The 18,410-nt window shown below is 58.3% G+C and carries 17 protein-coding genes and 1 pseudogene; all 18 read left to right on the top strand.

Going from position 1 to position 18,410, the window contains the following annotated elements; genetic code table 11:
- Positions 1-40 precede the first annotated feature (40 nt).
- The 18 genes and pseudogenes from ROS217_RS20455 to ROS217_RS20365 all read left to right on the top strand — a co-directional run bounded on the left by ROS217_RS20455 (position 41) and on the right by ROS217_RS20365 (position 18,387).
- Positions 41-486 (top strand): annotated as a pseudogene (locus ROS217_RS20455) (hypothetical protein).
- A gap of 789 nt (positions 487-1,275) precedes the next feature.
- On the top strand, positions 1,276-2,439 hold the full coding sequence (locus ROS217_RS20450) for a transporter substrate-binding domain-containing protein (RefSeq protein WP_009819721.1): 1,164 nt from the start codon (positions 1,276-1,278) through the stop codon (positions 2,437-2,439).
- On the top strand, positions 2,436-3,044 hold the full coding sequence (locus ROS217_RS20445; protein ID WP_008280659.1) for an ANTAR domain-containing response regulator: 609 nt from the start codon (positions 2,436-2,438) through the stop codon (positions 3,042-3,044). The genes ROS217_RS20450 and ROS217_RS20445 overlap by 4 nt, the downstream gene beginning before the upstream one ends.
- 374 nt (positions 3,045-3,418) lie before the next feature.
- Positions 3,419-3,883, top strand: coding sequence for an urease accessory protein UreE (ureE, locus tag ROS217_RS20440; RefSeq protein ID WP_009819720.1), 465 nt, complete (start codon positions 3,419-3,421; stop codon positions 3,881-3,883).
- Complete coding sequence (locus tag ROS217_RS20435) at positions 3,880-4,563, top strand: urease accessory protein UreF (RefSeq protein WP_040651944.1); 684 nt, start codon at positions 3,880-3,882, stop codon at positions 4,561-4,563. Before ureE ends, ROS217_RS20435 begins: the two co-directional genes overlap by 4 nt.
- A gap of 29 nt (positions 4,564-4,592) precedes the next feature.
- A complete protein-coding gene (locus ROS217_RS20430; protein ID WP_009819718.1) occupies positions 4,593-5,288 on the top strand; it encodes an urease subunit beta in 696 nt (231 codons plus the stop codon).
- A 2-nt stretch (positions 5,289-5,290) separates the two neighbouring features.
- Positions 5,291-7,003, top strand: a complete 1,713-nt coding sequence (gene ureC / locus ROS217_RS20425) for an urease subunit alpha (protein ID WP_009819717.1) — start codon at positions 5,291-5,293, stop codon at positions 7,001-7,003.
- Positions 7,000-7,659, top strand: a complete 660-nt coding sequence (gene ureG, locus ROS217_RS20420; protein ID WP_009819716.1) for an urease accessory protein UreG — start codon at positions 7,000-7,002, stop codon at positions 7,657-7,659. Before ureC ends, ureG begins: the two co-directional genes overlap by 4 nt.
- Positions 7,656-8,486 (top strand): urease accessory protein UreD, encoded by an 831-nt coding sequence (locus ROS217_RS20415; protein ID WP_009819715.1) that lies wholly within the window; start codon positions 7,656-7,658, stop codon positions 8,484-8,486. Before ureG ends, ROS217_RS20415 begins: the two co-directional genes overlap by 4 nt.
- 48 nt (positions 8,487-8,534) lie before the next feature.
- On the top strand, positions 8,535-9,578 hold the full coding sequence (locus tag ROS217_RS20410) for an aliphatic amidase (RefSeq protein WP_008280651.1): 1,044 nt from the start codon (positions 8,535-8,537) through the stop codon (positions 9,576-9,578).
- Between the two features lie 54 nt (positions 9,579-9,632).
- Positions 9,633-10,430, top strand: a complete 798-nt coding sequence (locus ROS217_RS20405; protein WP_009819714.1) for a CbbQ/NirQ/NorQ/GpvN family protein — start codon at positions 9,633-9,635, stop codon at positions 10,428-10,430.
- On the top strand, positions 10,417-12,660 hold the full coding sequence (locus tag ROS217_RS20400; protein ID WP_009819713.1) for a nitric oxide reductase activation protein NorD: 2,244 nt from the start codon (positions 10,417-10,419) through the stop codon (positions 12,658-12,660). Before ROS217_RS20405 ends, ROS217_RS20400 begins: the two co-directional genes overlap by 14 nt.
- 402 nt (positions 12,661-13,062) lie before the next feature.
- Positions 13,063-14,367: a transporter substrate-binding protein gene (locus ROS217_RS20390; protein WP_081506708.1), complete on the top strand. Its 1,305-nt coding sequence runs from the start codon at positions 13,063-13,065 to the stop codon at positions 14,365-14,367.
- 77 nt (positions 14,368-14,444) lie between these two features.
- On the top strand, positions 14,445-15,326 hold the full coding sequence (gene urtB, locus ROS217_RS20385) for an urea ABC transporter permease subunit UrtB (protein WP_008280646.1): 882 nt from the start codon (positions 14,445-14,447) through the stop codon (positions 15,324-15,326).
- A gap of 35 nt (positions 15,327-15,361) precedes the next feature.
- A complete protein-coding gene (locus tag ROS217_RS20380) occupies positions 15,362-16,468 on the top strand; it encodes an ABC transporter permease subunit (RefSeq protein WP_009819711.1) in 1,107 nt (368 codons plus the stop codon).
- The gene (locus ROS217_RS20375) at positions 16,465-17,214 is read left to right on the top strand and encodes an ABC transporter ATP-binding protein (protein WP_009819710.1); all 750 of its coding nucleotides are present in this window, start codon (positions 16,465-16,467) and stop codon (positions 17,212-17,214) included. Before ROS217_RS20380 ends, ROS217_RS20375 begins: the two co-directional genes overlap by 4 nt.
- Complete coding sequence (urtE, locus tag ROS217_RS20370; protein ID WP_009819709.1) at positions 17,214-17,912, top strand: urea ABC transporter ATP-binding subunit UrtE; 699 nt, start codon at positions 17,214-17,216, stop codon at positions 17,910-17,912. Before ROS217_RS20375 ends, urtE begins: the two co-directional genes overlap by 1 nt.
- 34 nt (positions 17,913-17,946) lie before the next feature.
- Entirely contained in the window at positions 17,947-18,387 is a 441-nt protein-coding gene (locus ROS217_RS20365; RefSeq protein ID WP_008280641.1) for a hypothetical protein, read from the top strand.
- Positions 18,388-18,410 lie beyond the last annotated feature (23 nt).

Here is an 18,410-nt window from a genome sequence, read left to right as displayed (position 1 = left end):
ATGAGATGAGTACGAATACTCGCATTCGGAATGAGGAATCATGTCTGCAATAGCCATCATCGACACTGCCCCCCTCGGGGCGCTCATTCGCTACACCGACGGCAGCCCCAAGCCACCGGCACGCTTCGACCCGCGAAGCTGGCAGCCTGGGAGCGTTCGAACGGCGTCGGCCGCCTTGTGAAAAAGGAACCACCCCGGCATTATCCTACATGGACGGCTCCCGCGTCGTTCACGTTGCATGAGGGCAATTTCGCCTCTGAAGGGATGATCCTCGTGACCATCATGCGCGGCCATTCCGCTGACAGCGCCCTCGTCTTCGAGGTGGCCGAGGAGCCGACGCCCGGGCAGGTGCGTGTGTTCCTCGACTTCGGAGGCAACACGGAGCCGCTGCATTTGGCGGAATCCATCACTGCGGCCGAGCTTTGGATCGCCAAGGAAGGATACCGCAATGCGCGACTTGAAATCGTTGCCGATGAAGAGGGCTAAAGGGCAGGGGACGCGGACCTGGCCGCCTGAGCCCAACTGAAACCGAGGAACCCGCCCAAGTGCGGGCCTCTCATCCATCACAACCTTGCCCCGCGAAGTCGCAGGGTGCCAAAGGAACCATTCCTAAGGATGGACGTCTTCAACCAAGATCTTGGCCGGGAGGCTGGAGGCAAAAGCATCAGCGGGACAACCGTGATTGGGCCTAAATCTCGTCCTCGTCCTCACAGCTCTCAGTGCTTGAATGGTTGACCGACACGCTCAGCAACCTGATCGACTTCCGTCTGCTGCCCGAGCAGGCCCGCGATCTGCGCGGCACGGCAGCGCTGATCGAAGGGTTGGCTTGCGGCCGGTTCCTTACCGCCCGCGGGTTCCACTCCAACTGGTCCGCGAGGCCTTGGATGCGACGGAAATCGAGTCAAGATCTCCGCGACCACCTCTCCGGCCTGACAAAAGACAACACCCGATCTCATTTGCAGAAGTTCCAAGAATCTTTGCAAACCGAGTGGTACCCACACAAGAAGTTTCGACGCCAGGCCCATCCCATCCGCCTGTGTCCCAACTATAAGGTGCAACAGAAAAGCGGGCAAATCTCATGTGGGCTGCTTAATTTTTCGGCGCGGCGCACTAGTCATTGCATGTTTAGCTCCATTCAAGGCCCAAATGCTTGCGTCATTTGCAAAATCACTGTGCTTAGCTCGTCGGGTAAGAGCAACAGGTTCGGATACGAACTTTCGCGATGGGACACTCGGTCAGTGATGGCTGATGTGTTCCCCTGCACGGGGAAGGACAATGAATCTCGACAAAACGCCGGTCAAGATCGGTTTTCTCTATTCCAGAGCCGGCGTGACGTCCGTGGTTGAAGGCCAGCAGCGAAAAGCTGCCATATTGGCTGTTGAAGAGATAAATCAGAATGGTGGGCTTCTCGGCGAAAAGCTTTTGTTTTCCGGCTGTGACACGCGATCCAATCCTGCCGCGTTTCGTACGGAAAGTGCGCGGTTGCTGTCTGAGGAGCGGGTAGATGCCTTGTTTGGTTGCTACATGTCCTCTTGCCGCAAGGCTGTGCTGCCGACCGTGAACGATCACAAGTCGACACTGTTCTACCCGACACATTACGAGGGATTCGAATACGCGAAGGGATGTATCTATTCTGGTGCGACCCCCAATCAGAGCGCGAAATGGCTTGCCGATTTCATGACGCAGACCTATGGTGGCCGCTTTTTCTTTGTTGGCTCAAACTACATTTTTCCATACGAAATAAACCGCCTGATGCGCGATCTTCTCTCTAATCGCGGCGCGGATGTCGTGGATGAAGTTTATATTCCATTGGGCTCGACCGGCGACGAGATCGACTGCGTCATCAACCGGATCAAGCAAAGCCAGCCTGCTATCGTGTTTTCCACGTTGGTCGGAACAGATGCTGTTGATTTCTACAGGGCTTATGACAACGCGGGCTTCGACAGGACGGTCATGCCGATTTGTTCGGTTACTGCGGGCGAACCTGAGATGGCCGCGATGGGCCGAAGTGCGGCGGAGGGCAATATCAAGGCGGCTCCGTATTTCAGCGTGATCGACAGTGACGTGAACCGCCGCTTCGTCTCGAGCTTCCGGGAGCGTTTCGGGGAAGAGGCATCGCTTTGCGCCGAGGCGGAGGCTGCATATTTTCAGGTCAAGCTATTCGCAGAGGCCGTAAGGCAGGCCGGGGGAACCGATCGCGACGATCTGTTGCGTGTTCTGCCGACCTTCTCACTAGAGGCCCCGCAGGGCTTGGTGCGGGTGGACGCGGCAACAAATCACACGGTGTTGTGGCCTAGGGTCGCCATTGTCGATGCGGATGGCAAGTTCCGGATCGTGCGGGAAGCGTCTTCGCCGGTGATCCCCTCGCCTTATCTTATCCAGCTGGAAGATCCAGTTGCCCTTTCACATGCCGCTTTTGCCAAGAGCAGCCTATCATGAGCATCTTTCGATTAAAAAACCTTCGTGAGATTGAAGTCGTCGTGGTGCATCCCCCCGATGAGGATGGCATGATGATCCTTGACCAACTTGGCCGGATCGGTTGCCGCAAATCCCTGGCATGGCCGCCACCCAACACGCTGGCTGAGCAGATCGACGTGGCGTTCATCGGTCTGTTCTGTGACCACCATGAAGAAATCAAAGCGATGTTGAAGCGAACCGGGAAGCCGGGGCCGACCATCATCGGTTTGGTGAATTACGAAAACCCGGCCATGCTGCAACTGCTGCTGGATTTGAATGCGACGGCTGCCACCTCCAAGCCGGTCAAGAGCTTTGGCGTGCTGACCAATCTTGCCCTCGCGCGTGCGATTTGGCAGCAGCAGCTTGCCTATCAAGAACAGATCGAGCGGCTGGAACAAAAGATCAGAGGTCAGAAGGCTTTGGCCAAGGCCAAGCTGATTTTGATGGAAATGCACAATCTTAGCGAGTGTGATGCGCATCGAGTGCTTAGAGAACAGGCAATGTCCAAGCGTATTTCCATAGATGACATGGCCCAAGCGATCATCAGCGCGAGTGAGCTATTGTCAATGAAGCGAAGCGATGTATAGTTAAATCGTTGGCAACCATAGGTGCTTGCCAACACGGAAGAAGGCTGAACGCGCAATCTTACTATGACCCTGCGCGTTGATGACGGTGGATGCAGTGTCGTATCCAAGCCTGACCGCCCCTTAGGGGATCTGACCTCCGAAAGGCTGCATCATGAAATGCAGGGTCGCCGTCTTATGTCTGATCTGAGCCATAACTTGATGTGCTGAACGCCTGCGCGTGAGCATTAAAATCCTGTTCTGGCTTTCACCGGCAAATTCACTTTTCGCATCGGCGTGCTCGGTTTTGACGGAGTTTCAACACGCCGACCTTCCAGGAGTAAGGCTATGCTTCACCGCTTGCATTGCAGGTGCGTCTCTAGTCGTGGGCGCATGCTATGAACATATTCTCCGACATCATCGGTGCGGCCGATCAACCCGGTTTCCGCGAGGATCTGCACCGGTTGGACCACGCCCATGCGGTTGACCACCTGCGCCTGTCCCGGTCCGATCTGGCGCGTCGCCGATTTCGGGGCCTAACGGATGCGGGGCGCGAGATTGCGATTGCGCTGCCCCGAAGCCAACAGCTGTTTGATGGTGCAATTCTGGAATTGAAGGCCTCTGCGGCACTCGTGGTGCGCGTCGAGACCGAGGACTGGCTGCGGTTTGTGGCGCGGGATGCGGCCACAGCGCTCAGATTGGGGTATTTCGCGGGCAACCTGCATTGGCGGGTGCGTTTTGAGGGCGATGTGCTCTTGATCGCTGTCGAGACTGAGCGGCGCGTCTATCTCGACCGGCTGGAGCCGATGATTCAGTCGGGTGAAATCCGCCCCCTGCGAAGCGCTGAGGCCGCTTTGCCATGACGGATGCGTTATCTCTGCTCAGGATGTTGCAGACGACCGATAGCGCCTTTCCTTCAGGCGCCTTCGCGTTTTCTTCCGGGCTTGAGAGCCTGACGAACGAGGGCAAGGTGCGCGATGCCACAGGTGTTCACGGGATACTCACGCATCAGATCATCCCACGATGGTTCAGCTTTGATCGCCCCTTCCTGCTCTGCGCGATGGACGCGGCCAATGATCCGCAGCAGCTTTTGGAAATTGATGCGCGGTGCCACGTGCAGAACACCTCGGACCGGTTGGCTGACGCCTCGCGCAGGATTGGACGCTCTTTGTTGTCCGTTCATAGCCGTATCGGCACGCCATTCGTTGCCAGCTTCAACGCGGCCATCGCTCAGGCCATGCGCGGCCATGCGGGGGGCTATGAACCGGTGGTGCAAGGTGTCGTGGCCGCTGGTTTGGGGCTGTCGCCCTTGCAGGGCCAGGCTGGTGCGCTGAACGGGGTGGTCACGGCGTTCACCTCGGCTGCGGTGCGCCTTGGCACGCTGGGAGCCATAGAGGCGCAGTCGCTGCTGGCTCAGATCGCGCCGACGATGGCCAAAGAATTGAGCACGCCATGCCATGAGAAACCGGGGAGTTTTTCGCCCCTGTCCGAGATTGCCGCAGTCCGCCGCTCCACTGCGCATGCCAGCCTTTTTGCGACCTGAAAGACCATGATGAGGATCAAGGATACGGAATGCTTTTAACACCGACCGAACTTGAACGCTTGACGATCTTCACCGCGGCGCAACTGGCGCGGCGGCGTCGCGACCGTGGCCTGGCTCTGAACGCGCCTGAGGCAATTGCCATCATTTGCGACGAAATCCTAGAGGGCGCCCGCGACGGGCGCAGCGTGGCCGAGCTTGTCAGTTATGGATCGACAATCCTGACGCGGGACGATGTGATGCCCGGCGTTGCCGACCTTGTTCCCATGATACAGGTCGAGGGTGTCTTTCCAGATGGCACCAAGCTGGTCACGGTTCATGATCCGATCCGCCCCGGTGCAAACCCCGTGGCGGACGCCGAGATCAGACCCGGCGAATTCCGTGTCGCTGAGGGTGAGATAGAGCTCAATGCCGGGCGTGAAACGATCACCCTGACCGTGCGCAACACCGGGGATCGCCCGGTGCAGGTCGGCAGTCACTATCATTTTTTCGAAGCCAACAAGGCGCTGGACATGGACCGCGCCGCCGCCTTCGGCTTTCGGCTGAACATTCCGGCGGGCACAGCCGTGCGGTTCGAACCGGGGCAGGAAAAAGAGGTCAGCCTTTGCACCTTTGGCGGTGAGAAGCGGTTGAGCGGGCTGAACAATCTGACAAATGGCGAAGTCAACGAGGCCAACAAGATCGCTGCGCTAGAGCGCGCGCGCGCCGCGGGATTCAAGGGGGCCTGATCATGGTAAAGATGACGCGAGCGGAATATGCGGCGATGTTCGGCCCGACTACGGGCGACATGATCCGGCTTGGCGATACCGAGCTATGGGCCGAGATCGAGCATGATTTCACGGTCTACGGGGACGAATGCCTGCATGGGGGCGGCAAGACCCTGCGCGACGGGCTCGGCATGGCCGTGGGCGTGACAAGTGCGGGCGGATCGCTCGATATGCTGATTTGCAATGTTGTGGTGATCGACGCGGTGGTCGGGATCGTCAAAGGCGATATCGGCATCAAGAACGGCAAGATCGTCGCCATTGGCAAGGCAGGCAATCCGGCGACGATGGACGGGGTCGATCCGCGCCTGATCGTGGGGGCTGGCACCACCGTGCGTGACGCCGAAGGCATGATCGCGACGGCGGGTGCAATTGACGTCCACGTGCATTTCGACAGTGCCCAACTGGTAGAGCATGCTCTTTCGTCAGGTATCACGACGATGCTGGGCGGCTCCTTGGGGCCGATCACAGTCGGCATTGATTGTGGCGGCGTCTTCAACACCGGTAAAATGCTGCAGGCCGCCGAGCATTGGCCGATGAATTTCGGTTTCTTGGGGCGCGGCAACGCCCATCAGCCCGACGCGATGGTCGAGCAGATCGAGAACGGCTGTCTGGGTCTCAAGATCCACGAGGACTGGGGATCAATGCCGGCAGCGATTGATGCCTGCCTGACAGTCGCCGACGCGCTTGATTTTCAGGTGCAGATTCACACCGACACACTCAATGAAAGCGGATTTGTCGAGGATACGCTGCGGGCCATCGGGGATCGCACGATACATATGTATCACACCGAGGGCGCGGGCGGCGGCCATGCGCCTGATATCATTACGGTGGCGGGGCGGGCGAACTGCTTGCCGTCGTCAACCAATCCGACAAACCCCTTCACCATCAACACCTTCGACGAACATCTCGATATGACGATGGTGTGCCATCACCTGAATCCGTCGATTCCTGAGGATGTGGCCTTTGCCGAGAGCCGCATCCGCGCGCAGACTATCGCCGCTGAGGACGTGCTGCACGATATCGGTGCAATCTCGATGCTTGGCTCGGACAGTCAGGGGATGGGCCGCATTCACGAGGTTATCACCCGAACATGGCAGCTTGCCTCGAAAATGCGGGTTCAACGCGGGCGTCTGCCCGAGGAAACCGTGGCAAAAGGCGACAATCACCGGATCAAACGGTTCATTGCGAAATACACGATCAACGCCGCGCGATCCTTTGGCATTGCCGATCACATCGGGTCTCTTGAACCGGGCAAGATGGCGGATGTCGTGCTGTGGAAGCCGGGATATTTCGGCATCAAGCCCGAGTTGGTGGTCAAGGGCGGCTTTATCGCATGGGGTGCGATGGGGGATAGCGCCGCCTCGCTGATGACCTGCGAGCCGCTGATGATGCGACCGCAATGGGGGTCTTTCGGCAAGGCCGCGCCAGCCTGTGGGGCCTGTTTCGTGAATCCCCGCGCCATTGATAGCGGTCTGGCACAGCGGCTGGGCCTGACCAAGGGGTTGTTGCCCGCGCAGGGCACGCGGACGCTGCGCAAATCGGACATGTTCCTCAACGATGCCTGTCCTGACATCACCGTGGATCCCGCGACCTTCGAGGTGTTCGTGGATGGCGTTCTTGCCACCTGCGAGCCAGCGGAAAGCCTGCCGCTTACGCAAAGGTATATGCTGCGATGAACCAGTTTATTCCCCTGAGCAAAAGCAACAATCCCGGTCCTGCCCGGATCGGGATCGGCGGGCCTGTCGGCTCGGGCAAGACGGCGCTTATCGAGGCGATGATGCCGGTCTTTAAGGCGCGTGCGATCGAGGTGGCCGTGGTGACCAATGACCTCGTCACCAAAGAGGATGCCCGGCGCTTGCAGGCCAGCGGTCTGATAGATCCAGACCGCGTATCTGCCGTCGAGGCCGGGGCCTGCCCGCACACCGTGATCCGCGAGGACCCGACGCTCAACATCGCTGCCGCCGATGATCTAGAGGCCCGATTTCCCGGGCTTGACCTGATCCTGATCGAGTCAGGAGGCGACAATCTTGCCTCGACCTTCTCGCTTGATCTGGTTGATTGGTGGATGTTCGTAATCGACGTGGGGCAGGGCGACGATATCCCCCGCAAACGCGGCCCCGGCATCCTGCAATGCGATCTTTTGGTCATCAACAAGCTGGACCTTGCGCCACATGTCTTTGTTGATGCGGATAAAATCCTGATTGAGGCGCGCGAGATCAGGGCAAAGGCGCCCGTGATCGGCTGTTGCTGCAAAGGGGCCCGCATCACAGGCGTGGACGAAATCGTCGACATGCTGGCGCGTGAGCTGCTGTTTCGGGGGGTCGCGTCTTGAACGCCCTTGGCGCGATAGGTCTCGGCGCGCGCCCGGTTGCGGCGGAGCTTCGGTTTCGTGCTCTTGGTGGGCGCACATTTCTTGCGCGGCAGTTCACGCCGCATCCGTTTCACATCACGCGGCCCTTTTACCATGCGGGTGACCCGCAGGGAATGGCAACGCTCTATCTGCAATCGTCGTCGGGTGGGGTCTATTCGGGCGATGACCTGTCGCTTGAAATCGGGCTTGATGCGGGGGCGCAGGTGCATGTCACGACACAGGCCTCGACCATCGTGCATGACGCGCGCGGACGAGAGGGGGCCCGGCAAACGGTCTGTCTCGATGTTGCGGAGGGTGCCCGGCTGGATTACCTGCCCGATCCCGCGATCCTGATGACCGGTGCCAATTTCTGCAACCGTGTGACGGCGAGGTTTGGACGGGAGGCTCGCGTGATCCTGGGGGACGCGCAACTCAGCCACGATCCCGAGGGGCATGCACGACCGTTTTCACGGCTTGAGAACGAGGTTGAACTTATCAGCCCCGAGGGGACGGTGCTGCTTGATCGCTTTGATCTATGCGGTTCCGACTGGCCCGCCCGCACGGGTGGGTTCGCGTGTTCGGGAATGATGATTGTCGTCGGGTGTGCAGATGCGGGCGCGCAGATGCAACGTGCGGCAGACACCGTGCCCGGCGTTTATGCCGGCCTGTCTGTGTTCAGTGACCGGGATATCGCCCTCATCCGTTTTCTAGCCCCGGACGGGGCTGCGCTGTCCAAAGTGATGGCCGCCTTGTGGCGGGCCGCCGCGACCGTGCTGGACGGTCAGCCACCTGCGGAGCGCCGGAAATGACCCAATCCACCACATTTGCCACTCCTGAAATCAGAAGGATCAAAGACCATGCATCACGGTGATATCGCAAGCAGCCACGACTCCGTCGGAGTCGCGGTGGTGAACTATAAAATGCCCCGGCTGCACACGCGGGCCGAGGTGATCGAGAACTGCCACAAGATCGCGGAGATGCTGAAGGGCATGAAGCGCGGCCTGCCGGGCATGGATTTGGTGATCTTCCCTGAATATTCCTCTCATGGCGTCATGTATGACGAGACGGAAATGTACGAGACCGCCGCGTCAATCCCGGGCGAGGAGACGGCGATTTTTGCCCAAGCCTGCATTGCGGCGGATGTCTGGGGGGTGTTTTCGCTGACCGGCGAGCGGCATGAAGAGCACCCGAACAAAGCCCCCTACAACACGCTCATCCTGATGAACAACAAGGGTGAAATCGTTCAGAAATACCGCAAGATCATGCCTTGGGTGCCCATCGAGGGCTGGTATCCGGGCAATTGCACCTATGTCAGCGAAGGCCCCAAGGGGCTCAAGATTTCCCTGATCATCTGTGATGACGGCAATTATCCCGAAATCTGGCGCGATTGCGCGATGAAGGGTGCCGAACTGATCGTGCGCTGTCAGGGCTACATGTATCCAGCCAAGGAACAGCAGATCACCATGGCCAAGGCGATGGCCTGGGCCAACAACACCTATGTCGCCGTGGCCAATGCAACCGGCTTTGATGGTGTGTTCAGCTTCTTTGGTCATTCGACGATCTGCGGCTTTGACGGGCGCACGTTGGGAGAGTGCGGGACCGAGGAAATGGGCATTCAATTTGCGCCCCTCTCGGTCACGGCGATCCGCGAAGCGCGGCGCACGCTGCAATCCAACAACCACCTCTTCAAACTCGTGCATCGTGGCTACACGGGGATGATCAACTCGGGCGACGGGGACAAGGGCACCGCAGAAATGCCCTATGATTTCTATCGCAAATGGGTCGAAGACCCCGAAGGCACGCGCGAGATGGTCGAGGCCATGACCCGTTCCACCGTCGGCTCAGAGGAATGCCCGATCGACGGCATCCCGAACGAGAAAACCAAGGAAACGCATCGGTAATCGACAGTCTGGTCGGCGGAACGTCCGCCGACCCCCCTTTTTGATGGAAACAGCATGTCACTCGAAACGTACCGCCTGACCGAAGAGCCCCGGTACCACCCAAGTGCGGATGAGATTGCGCTTTATGAGGCGGCGTATGAAATGCGCTTGCCCGTGATGCTCAAGGGACCGACCGGGTGCGGCAAGACCCGGTTTGTCGAACATATGGCGTGGAAACTGGGCAAGCCACTTGTCACGGTGGCATGCCACGAAGACATGACGGCCTCTGATTTCGTCGGGCGCTATCTCTTGGGGGCTGAGGGCACGTATTGGCAGGATGGGCCCCTGACAAGGGCGGTTCGCGAAGGCGGTATCTGTTATCTGGATGAAATCGTCGAGGCGCGTCAGGACACGACCGTCATCATCCACGCCTTGACCGATGATCGCCGCATCCTCCCCTTGGAAAAGAAGGGTGAACTGGTCCGCGCGCATCCGGATTTCCAGTTGGTGATTTCCTATAACCCCGGCTACCAGAGCGTTCTCAAGGACCTAAAGGAGTCGACCAAGCAACGCTTTTGCGCCTTGGATTTCGATTATCCGGCGGCCACGATCGAGGCAAATATAATCGCCTCTGAATCCGGGCTCAACCCGCAGGATGCGGAGCGATTGACGCGAATTGCGGGCAAGAGCCGCAACCTGCGCGGCAAGGGACTGAACGAAGGCGCATCCACCCGGATGCTCATTCACGCGGGCCGCTTGATGGTTGCGGGGCTTTCCATCGCCCAAGCCTGCAAATTTGCGGTGATCACCCCAATAACGGACGATCCCGAGATGCGTTCAACCCTGTCGGCGGCTGTTGATGCTTGTATCTGACGGGATAAAGGCCGAGGCGCTGACGCCGGCCATTTGTCAGGCCTTCGCTGGCCCGGACCGTGACGTGTATCTGCGCGCCCATGATCGGCTGAATGGCGCAGGATATGGCGCAGGGGTCGCGCGCGCCTTTGCATCCGCGGCACCGCGTGTGGCCGAACATGCGGGATCTGCACAGGCCATCGCCATTGCTGCGGATGCCTCGCGGATCGCGATCAAGGCGCGGCCCCGCCTTGCAGCGACCTATCTCGACCTGTGTCCCGCGATTGCCGTGAAGCTGCGCAATGCGGCCGATTTTCAGGAGTGGCGCGGAATGATCGCTTCGGTTCTTGGCCGCAGCCCCAAGGCTGTCGGCGCCGTGTTGGACCGCGCGGAACTGCTGCTGGACCGTCTTGGCCTTGAAGGGTTTTGCGCATGGACCGAAACCGGGCTGCAGGTGGGCGGGCTCGACACCGATCAGGCCTTGGGCTTTTTCCGGCTAGAGACACCCGAGGCGCAGCGCCTGCTCGAACGCTATGCAGGAGAGGCGAATTTTCCAAGCCTTGAGGCGGGGCTTACCTATTTTCACACCGCTCTTTGGCGTCACGCGCCTGTTCTGCGCGAAGCGGTTGCAGATGCGTCGAACCGCCGGGCGCGGCGGACGGGCTTTTCGGACGGTATCATCTGGATGCCCGCGTCGTTTCCGGGCTTCAAAGGACAGGAACAGCAGCTTTACCGCGCCTCGCTTGCGCATGTCGGCGCACATGCCGCCTATGGCGGGCCGCGCTTTCCGTTGGGGCAGCTCAAACCGCTGCAGCTTGCCGTTATCTCTTTGATCGAGGATGCGCGGGTGGAAGCGCTCGCTTTGCGCGATATGCCGGGCCTCATTCGCTTGTGGTTGCCGTTTCATACTGCGCGGTTTGACGGTCTTGCGACGGCGCCAAACCTTTTTGCCGGTCTTGCGCGTGCCTTGATTGATCCGGCGTCCTGCCCCACCCATGGATGGACCCGCAAAGGTGTTGCGATGTTCGATGTCGCGTCCAGACGTCTGGACGATCCGGCCATATCGCGAGAAATCGGCAATATTCTGGGCAATGATCTCGGTCAGATCCGGGTTCAGTTCGATGCCCTGAGCTATGTGGTTCAGCCAGCCTATCGCGACGATAACCTCGGTCTTTGGGACGTGCCGGATGACCCGGATACGCCGCCCCCCTCGGACGAGATCGAAGCCGATCTGCAGACCGCACAGAACAGCGAATGCGACAACCGACCGCAGGACCGCAAACAAGAGCAGACTGCGCCAGATGCGCAGGCCCGGTTGGACACCGTCAAGATCATCGGCGCGCCCCTTGAGGCGGGGCGCAAGGTGTCTTGCCTGCCAGAATACGATCATTGCACGGGTGTCGAGCGCGACGACTGGGTGACCGTGAACAGCTATGAACCGGTCGCCGGGGATCATGGATTCTGGGATGCGCTGCGACAGCGGCATGGGACCACGATTGCGCGCATCAACCACGTGATCGTGAAGAACGAGGCGGGCAAAAGACGCAGGCTGAAGCAACAGGCCGAGGGAGAGACCCTTGATCTTGACGCCGCCGTTGATGCGGTGATCGCCATCCGGGCCGCGCGGCAACCGGATGATCGGGTCTACGCCTGCATCTTGCCGCCAGAGCGGTCGATTGCGGTGCATCTTGTTCTGGATATTTCACAATCAACAGCGGACCTTGCCGCGCCGGGCATAAGCATTCTGGATATGGAACGCGATGCCGCAGCGATCCTTGCTGGCACGATGCTGCAACTGGGCGACGATCTTGCCATCACGGCATTCAGCTCGGCGGGACGGCATGATGTCCGTGTGATCCCGATCAAGACATTTGGCTCGCCTTTGGATGAGGCAACGGGGCGGGCACTGGCCGGGCTGCGTCCGGGGTTTTCAACGCGCATCGGCGCTGCGCTGCGCTTTGCGTCTCAACGCATGCAAGACGTGTCGCGGTATCGCAAACTTGTTCTCTTGGTCACTGATGGCGCACCGTCTGACATTGATGTGGCAGACCCAGAGTATCTGGTCGCGGATGCAAGACGCGCTGTTCAAAGTATGCGTAGTCAAGGGATCGACGCTGTATGCGTGGCCCTAGGCCCGGATGCAGGTCAGCGCCAGTCAGAGATTTTTGGGCGCAAATCCTGTGTTCAGATCACCGACATCGCAACTCTGCCAAGCACCCTTTCGACGTTTTACCTGCGGATGACACGATGACCCGGATGCACCGCCTTTCAATGCCGTTCGCACCTGTAATGACCTGCCTGTCGGTAGGGTTTGCAGGCCATTCCACGCGCAAGCTTCGCAACCTGGGAAGCGGCCCGTCGCCGCAGCAAGAGAATCACCCGATCAGCATCAAGCAGGCTCGGTATTTCGCGCTAAAGTTCAGTCCGATGTAGTTCACGTAACGCATTAAAATTAGACAGTTTTTCACAAATTTAGGCAGTCCCTTGGGGCAGTAATACTTGTGTCTAAAATTTTCGCTATAGGAATAAAATATTCCCCTTATTAATTTTTATTACTTGACGATGCTCCGGGATGGTTGCCAAATTTCTGTAATTGCACGGCAAAAAACAACCAGCCGGCAAGCTAGAAAAACCCACAGAGAGGAACAAGAAGATGAAATTCAGCAGACGGAAATTTCTGAAGACTTCGGCAATGGCGGGCGCACTTGCGGCACCGGGAATTTGGATTCCCAAGTCGCGTGGCGCTTGGGGTGCCACGCTGACCGAGGGTAAGCCGATAAAGGTCGGCGTTCTGTTCTCGCTTACGGGCGGTCTGGCGGTGCCAGAGGAAGACTCGACGCTTGTCATGCAATATGCGATCGACGAAATCAACGCTGCGGGCGGCATCGCCGGGTCTCCGATCGAGCCAGTGATCATCGACGCCAAGTCCGATTTCAGTGTCTACTCTGAAAAGGCGCGCGAACTTATCCTGCGTGATCAGGTTATTTCGATTTTCGGCTGCTATACTTCTGCCAGCCGCAAGGCGATCCTTCCCATCGTGATGCAGCGTGACAACCTGCTGTTCTACCCAACCTGTTACGAAGGGGCGGAATGCACGCAGAATACCGTCTGCACGGGTCCGCTGGCCAACCAGCACTCCAAAGACTTGATCCCCTACATGGTCGAAAACTTCGGCAAGCGGGTCTTTTTTGTCGGCTCCAACTATGTCTGGCCGAAAGAGTCGAACAAGAACGCGAAAATATGGCTGGAAAACGCGGGCGGCGAATTGCTGGGTGAGGAATACATCCCGCTTGGGGATTCAGAGTTCGGGCCGGTTCTTAACAAGATCCGCGAAGCGCAGCCTGATTTCATTTTCTCGACCGTGGTGGGCGCGTCTGACATCGCCTTCCACCGCCAGTTCAAGCAGGCTGGGTTCGATGCGGAAAAGATGCCGATTGCCTCGCTGACAACAGGTGAAATCGAAACCAAGGCGATGGGCGCGGAATACGGTGCTGGTCACTTCCTGTCTGCCCCGTATTTCATGGCGCTGGACAATCCGACGAACGAGAAATTCGTCGATGGCTTCCTCTCAAGCCCCTACGGCAAGAACGGTGTCACCCATTACAACATGTCCGAGACCTATAACTCTGCATATGTGTTCAAAGCGGCCATGGAAAAGGCCATCGCCGAACACGGGTTTGAAGAGGTTACACCGGCCCGCGTTCGCGATGCCTGCGCTGGCGTAAAACTGAGCGCGGATATCTCGCCAGAAGGCGAAACCTGGGTGGATGAAGACAACTTCAACACTTGGTTGGTTCCCAAGATTGGCATCTGTCAGTCTGACGGCAGCTTCAAGATAGTCAAGCAGGCGGATGCGCATGTCGCTCCTGATCCGTACTCGATCTATCCCGATATCGGAACGTGCAAGGCGAATGGTCTTGTTGCACCGGACGGAACTGTTCGGACCGACGTTATCTGATGCGGACCCGTGGTGGCGGGACGCACCCGCTACCACGCCTTCCATACCGATCCTTACTTCATGTCAGGGGGCACGAAATGGACATCTCGTCTATTGCTTTCGCCAATTCGCTCATTCTCGGGCTGAGCATTGCCGGAATTTTCTTTGTTGCGGCGCTTGGGCTGACGATCATCTACGGAACCGCCGGTGTGATCAACATGGCGCATGGCGAGTTCATCATGCTGGGCGCCTACACGGTCTATGCGCTGCAAACCTTTATGGGCGTGCCGTATTTTCTATGTATCCCGGTCGCCTTTGTCGTGGTGGGCGCAATCGGCTTTGCGATTGAGAAGTCCCTCATAAGGTATCTGTACAATCGTCCTCTCGACACGCTGCTCGCGACCTGGGGGGTGTCTCTTGTGCTTATTCAGGGAACGCGCCTGATCTTTGGCAGTGATCCGAAATATGTCCAAATCCCACAGTTTCTGTCGTCGAATATCGAAGTCGGCGGGCTGAGCCTTGGGGTGTTCCGCGTCTTTATCATCTTCATGGCGCTGGTGCTTGCGGCGGGTGTCTGGCTTATTTTTTACAAGACGGATTTCGGGATCAAGATCCGAGCTGTGACGCAAAATCGCGAAATCGCCGCGTCTTTCGGTATCAACTCGGGGCAGGTCTATTCCTTTACCTTTGCCTTGGGGGCCGGGCTTGCCGGTGTTGCCGGGGCCCTGTTCGGCGCGTTGAACATTGTTCTGCCGACGATGGGCATGGGATATGTTGTCGAGGCCTTCCTTACGGTTGTGACCGGCGGCGGCGCGCTTTTGGGAAGCGCCATTGCAAGCCTTGCGATTGGCGAGCTGCAATCCTTCTTCGCGCTCATCACCAACAGCACCTTCGCCAAGTTCCTGATCTTTGTGCTGATCGTCGTTTTCCTGAGATTCCGCCCGCAAGGACTGATCTCGGCAAGCGGCAAGCGTCGCTGAGAGAAACCACAATCTTATGACAGGCACTGATAAAAATGACCCATAACGCATATCACAACAAGACGCTGCAATGGCTCTTCTACATCGCCGTTCTCGCGGTTCTGGGCGCGGTGCCCTTGATATCAAACGACGCGTTCCTCCTGAATCAGCTTGCGATTTACGGTGTCTATGGAATGCTCGCCGTGTCGATCAGCCTGTGTTGGGGCAGTGGTGGCATCCTGAACATGGGTCAGGGCATAGCGTTCGGGTTGGGTGCCTATTGCATGGCGATGACCATGCAGATGCAGACCCAGGCCGATGGCACCATCCCGCCTTTCATGCTCAACAACGGTCTGGATAGCCTGCCGCTGCTCTGGCAGCCTTTCCAGAACACCTCGACAGGCATCTTCCTCGCGCTTTTTGTGCCAACGGTGTTCTACCTGATCTTTGGTGGGATCATGTTCACGGCGCGCGTGTCGGGGCCGTTCTTTGCGATCATGACATTGGCAACGCTCAGTGCCTTTGCGACGATCTTCGTTGATCTGCAACCCTACACCAATGGCGTGAACGGCATTTCGCCGCCCAGTTCGCTCAAGCTGGGCCAAACCGAGATCGACCCCTATTCAAGCGGTGCGTATTGGTTCGTCTTCGCCTTGTTGGCGGCATGCACTGTGGCGGCCAAACTGATCAATCAAAGCAGGTTTGGCCTGATCGTGCGCGCCCTCAAGGACGATCCGGAACGTGTTCGGTTCCTTGGCTACAATGTCGCGATCTACGAAACGCTGGTCTACACCCTGTCGGGTTTGATCGCGGCAATCGCCGGCAGCTGCTTTGCGGTGCTCACGCAATATGTTTCGCCCGCGCAATTCGAAGTTGGGTTCTCGATCTCGATTGTGATCTGGGTCGCGCTTGGGGGCCGCAACTCGCTGATATGGGCGATGTTTGGAGCTTTCACGGTTCAAGGCGCGCAAAGCTATGTGGGCGACCAGTTTCTCAGCACATGGATACTGATCCTCGGGTTCTCGTTCATCCTTGTGGTGCGGTTCCTGCCTGGCGGCCTTGCGGGCTTGGTCGAAACGCTTCTTGGGCGGACCACCAAGCTGAAGATGGAGGCCGAGCACGCCAACCTTGAATTCAGCGACGGGAAAGAGGTGTTGAAATGATCGGCGGATTTTTCAAAGTCGTGAACATCGAGAAAAGTTTTGGCGGTAACAAGGTTATCAACGGCTTCAGCCTCGATGTGGCGGAAAACACGCTGCAATGTCTCGTCGGTCCGAATGGGGCGGGCAAAACGACCATGATCGACCTGATCAGTGGCCGCCAAAAACCCGACGCAGGCAAGGTCTATCTCAATGGCGATGACATCACCGGCAAGGGAGAGCACGAGATTTCGCGCAAAGGTATCGGGCGCAAGTTCCAGATTCCTGCCGTGCTCAAGGGGTTGTCCGTGCGTGAAAACCTTGAGGTTGCCTATAGCCGCGAAGTGAACGCGCTGCGCAACATGTTCTCGATGAGGGCAAAGGGATGCGCGGAGAAACTCGACGAGATTTCCCAGCAGGTGCGTTTGACCAAACGTCTCGAGGTGGAGGCGGGGCTGTTGTCACATGGCGAAACCCAGTGGCTCGAGATCGGCATGGTGCTGATGCAGGATCCGGCGATCCTGTTACTCGACGAACCCGTGGCCGGCATGACCGAGAACGAGATCGGGCTGACAGTCGACATCCTCAACAAGCTCAAGCGCACCCATACGATCATCCTTGTCGAGCATGACATGGGTTTTGTGCGCAAGATCGCGGACGTGGTCACCGTTCTCCACATGGGGGCGCTTCTGGCGCAGGGCAACATTGAAGAGATCGAAAAGGACGACCGCGTGCGCGCTGTTTATCTTGGTACGGAGGATGCACACTGATGCTGTTGCAACTGGAAAAGGTGTCGTCGTTCTACGGGCGAACACAGATTTTGCGCGATATTGATTTTGGCGTGACTAAGGGCACGTGTATGTGTGTCTTGGGGCGCAATGGCGTGGGCAAGACCACCCTTTTGCGCACGATCATGGGTCTTGTCGACAAAATGACGGGCACGTTAACCGTCTCGGACAACAACCTGACAAAGGCGCGCACGGATGAGCGGGCGAAATACGGGCTGGGCTATGTGCCACAGGGCCGCCAGATCCTTGGCAACTTCACAGTACGCGAAAACATCCTGCTTGGCACTTTTGCCAAGGCTGATCGGAGTGGCAAGGTGCCGGAGATCTGTCTGGATCTCTTTCCCTATCTTGCTGAAAACCTCAACCGTCGCGCCGGTGAGTTATCTGGTGGCCAGCAGCAGCAACTTGCGATCTCGCGCGCGCTGGCGGTCGATCCGCAAATCCTGCTGCTTGATGAGCCCACCGAAGGCATCCAACCCAATATCGTGGCCGAAATCGGAGAGACGCTGCGCATGCTCAACAAGAAGATGGGCATCAGCATGATCCTGTCCGAACAGCATATCAAAGTGGCCCGCGATCTGGGGGATCAATTCGTGATGATGGACAACGGGCGCATCGTTGAATCCGGCGTCATTTCCGACCTCACCAACGAGATGGTCGACCGCCACATGACCGTTTGAAAACCAAAGCCACACATAACCAAGGGAGAAAAAAATGGAATCCATTCCAAAGAAGGGAACACCGGAGCGAGAGGCGCTGATCAAAGCGCATCTGGAATGTACGGAGTCGATGAAAGGCGTTGCCGGATTCTCGATCCTGAAATGTGAAACCCCCGGAGATACGACGGTTGTCTCGGGCGGGGTCCATGACGATCCGTTGCTAAAGCGGGTTTTGCTGCGCATGCGCGGGGAATCCACGGCGGGCAAGCTGATCATCATCTGCACAGAGGTCGAAAAGGAATGGCGCATCGGTCGCCTGTCGGGTGTGCGCGGCGTGCCGCCAGAGTTTGTTGATGACCGTGTTTTCACCGATGAGCAGGACGCGCAGCACGCCATCTTTCTGATGCGCCTCGACGAGCTGCCGGAAACTGCGGGCATGCCCGAGCACTACCGCGAGGGCTGGAAGCACCGCGACGACAACTGGCCTGTCACCTGATCCCACCCGGACAGGGGCCAAAG

Source organism: Roseovarius sp. 217, assembly GCF_000152845.1.
In the GTDB taxonomy this organism is placed as follows: domain Bacteria; phylum Pseudomonadota; class Alphaproteobacteria; order Rhodobacterales; family Rhodobacteraceae; genus Roseovarius.
Note: the sequence above shows the minus strand (reverse complement) of the source record. Positions and strands in the feature narration are given on the sequence as shown.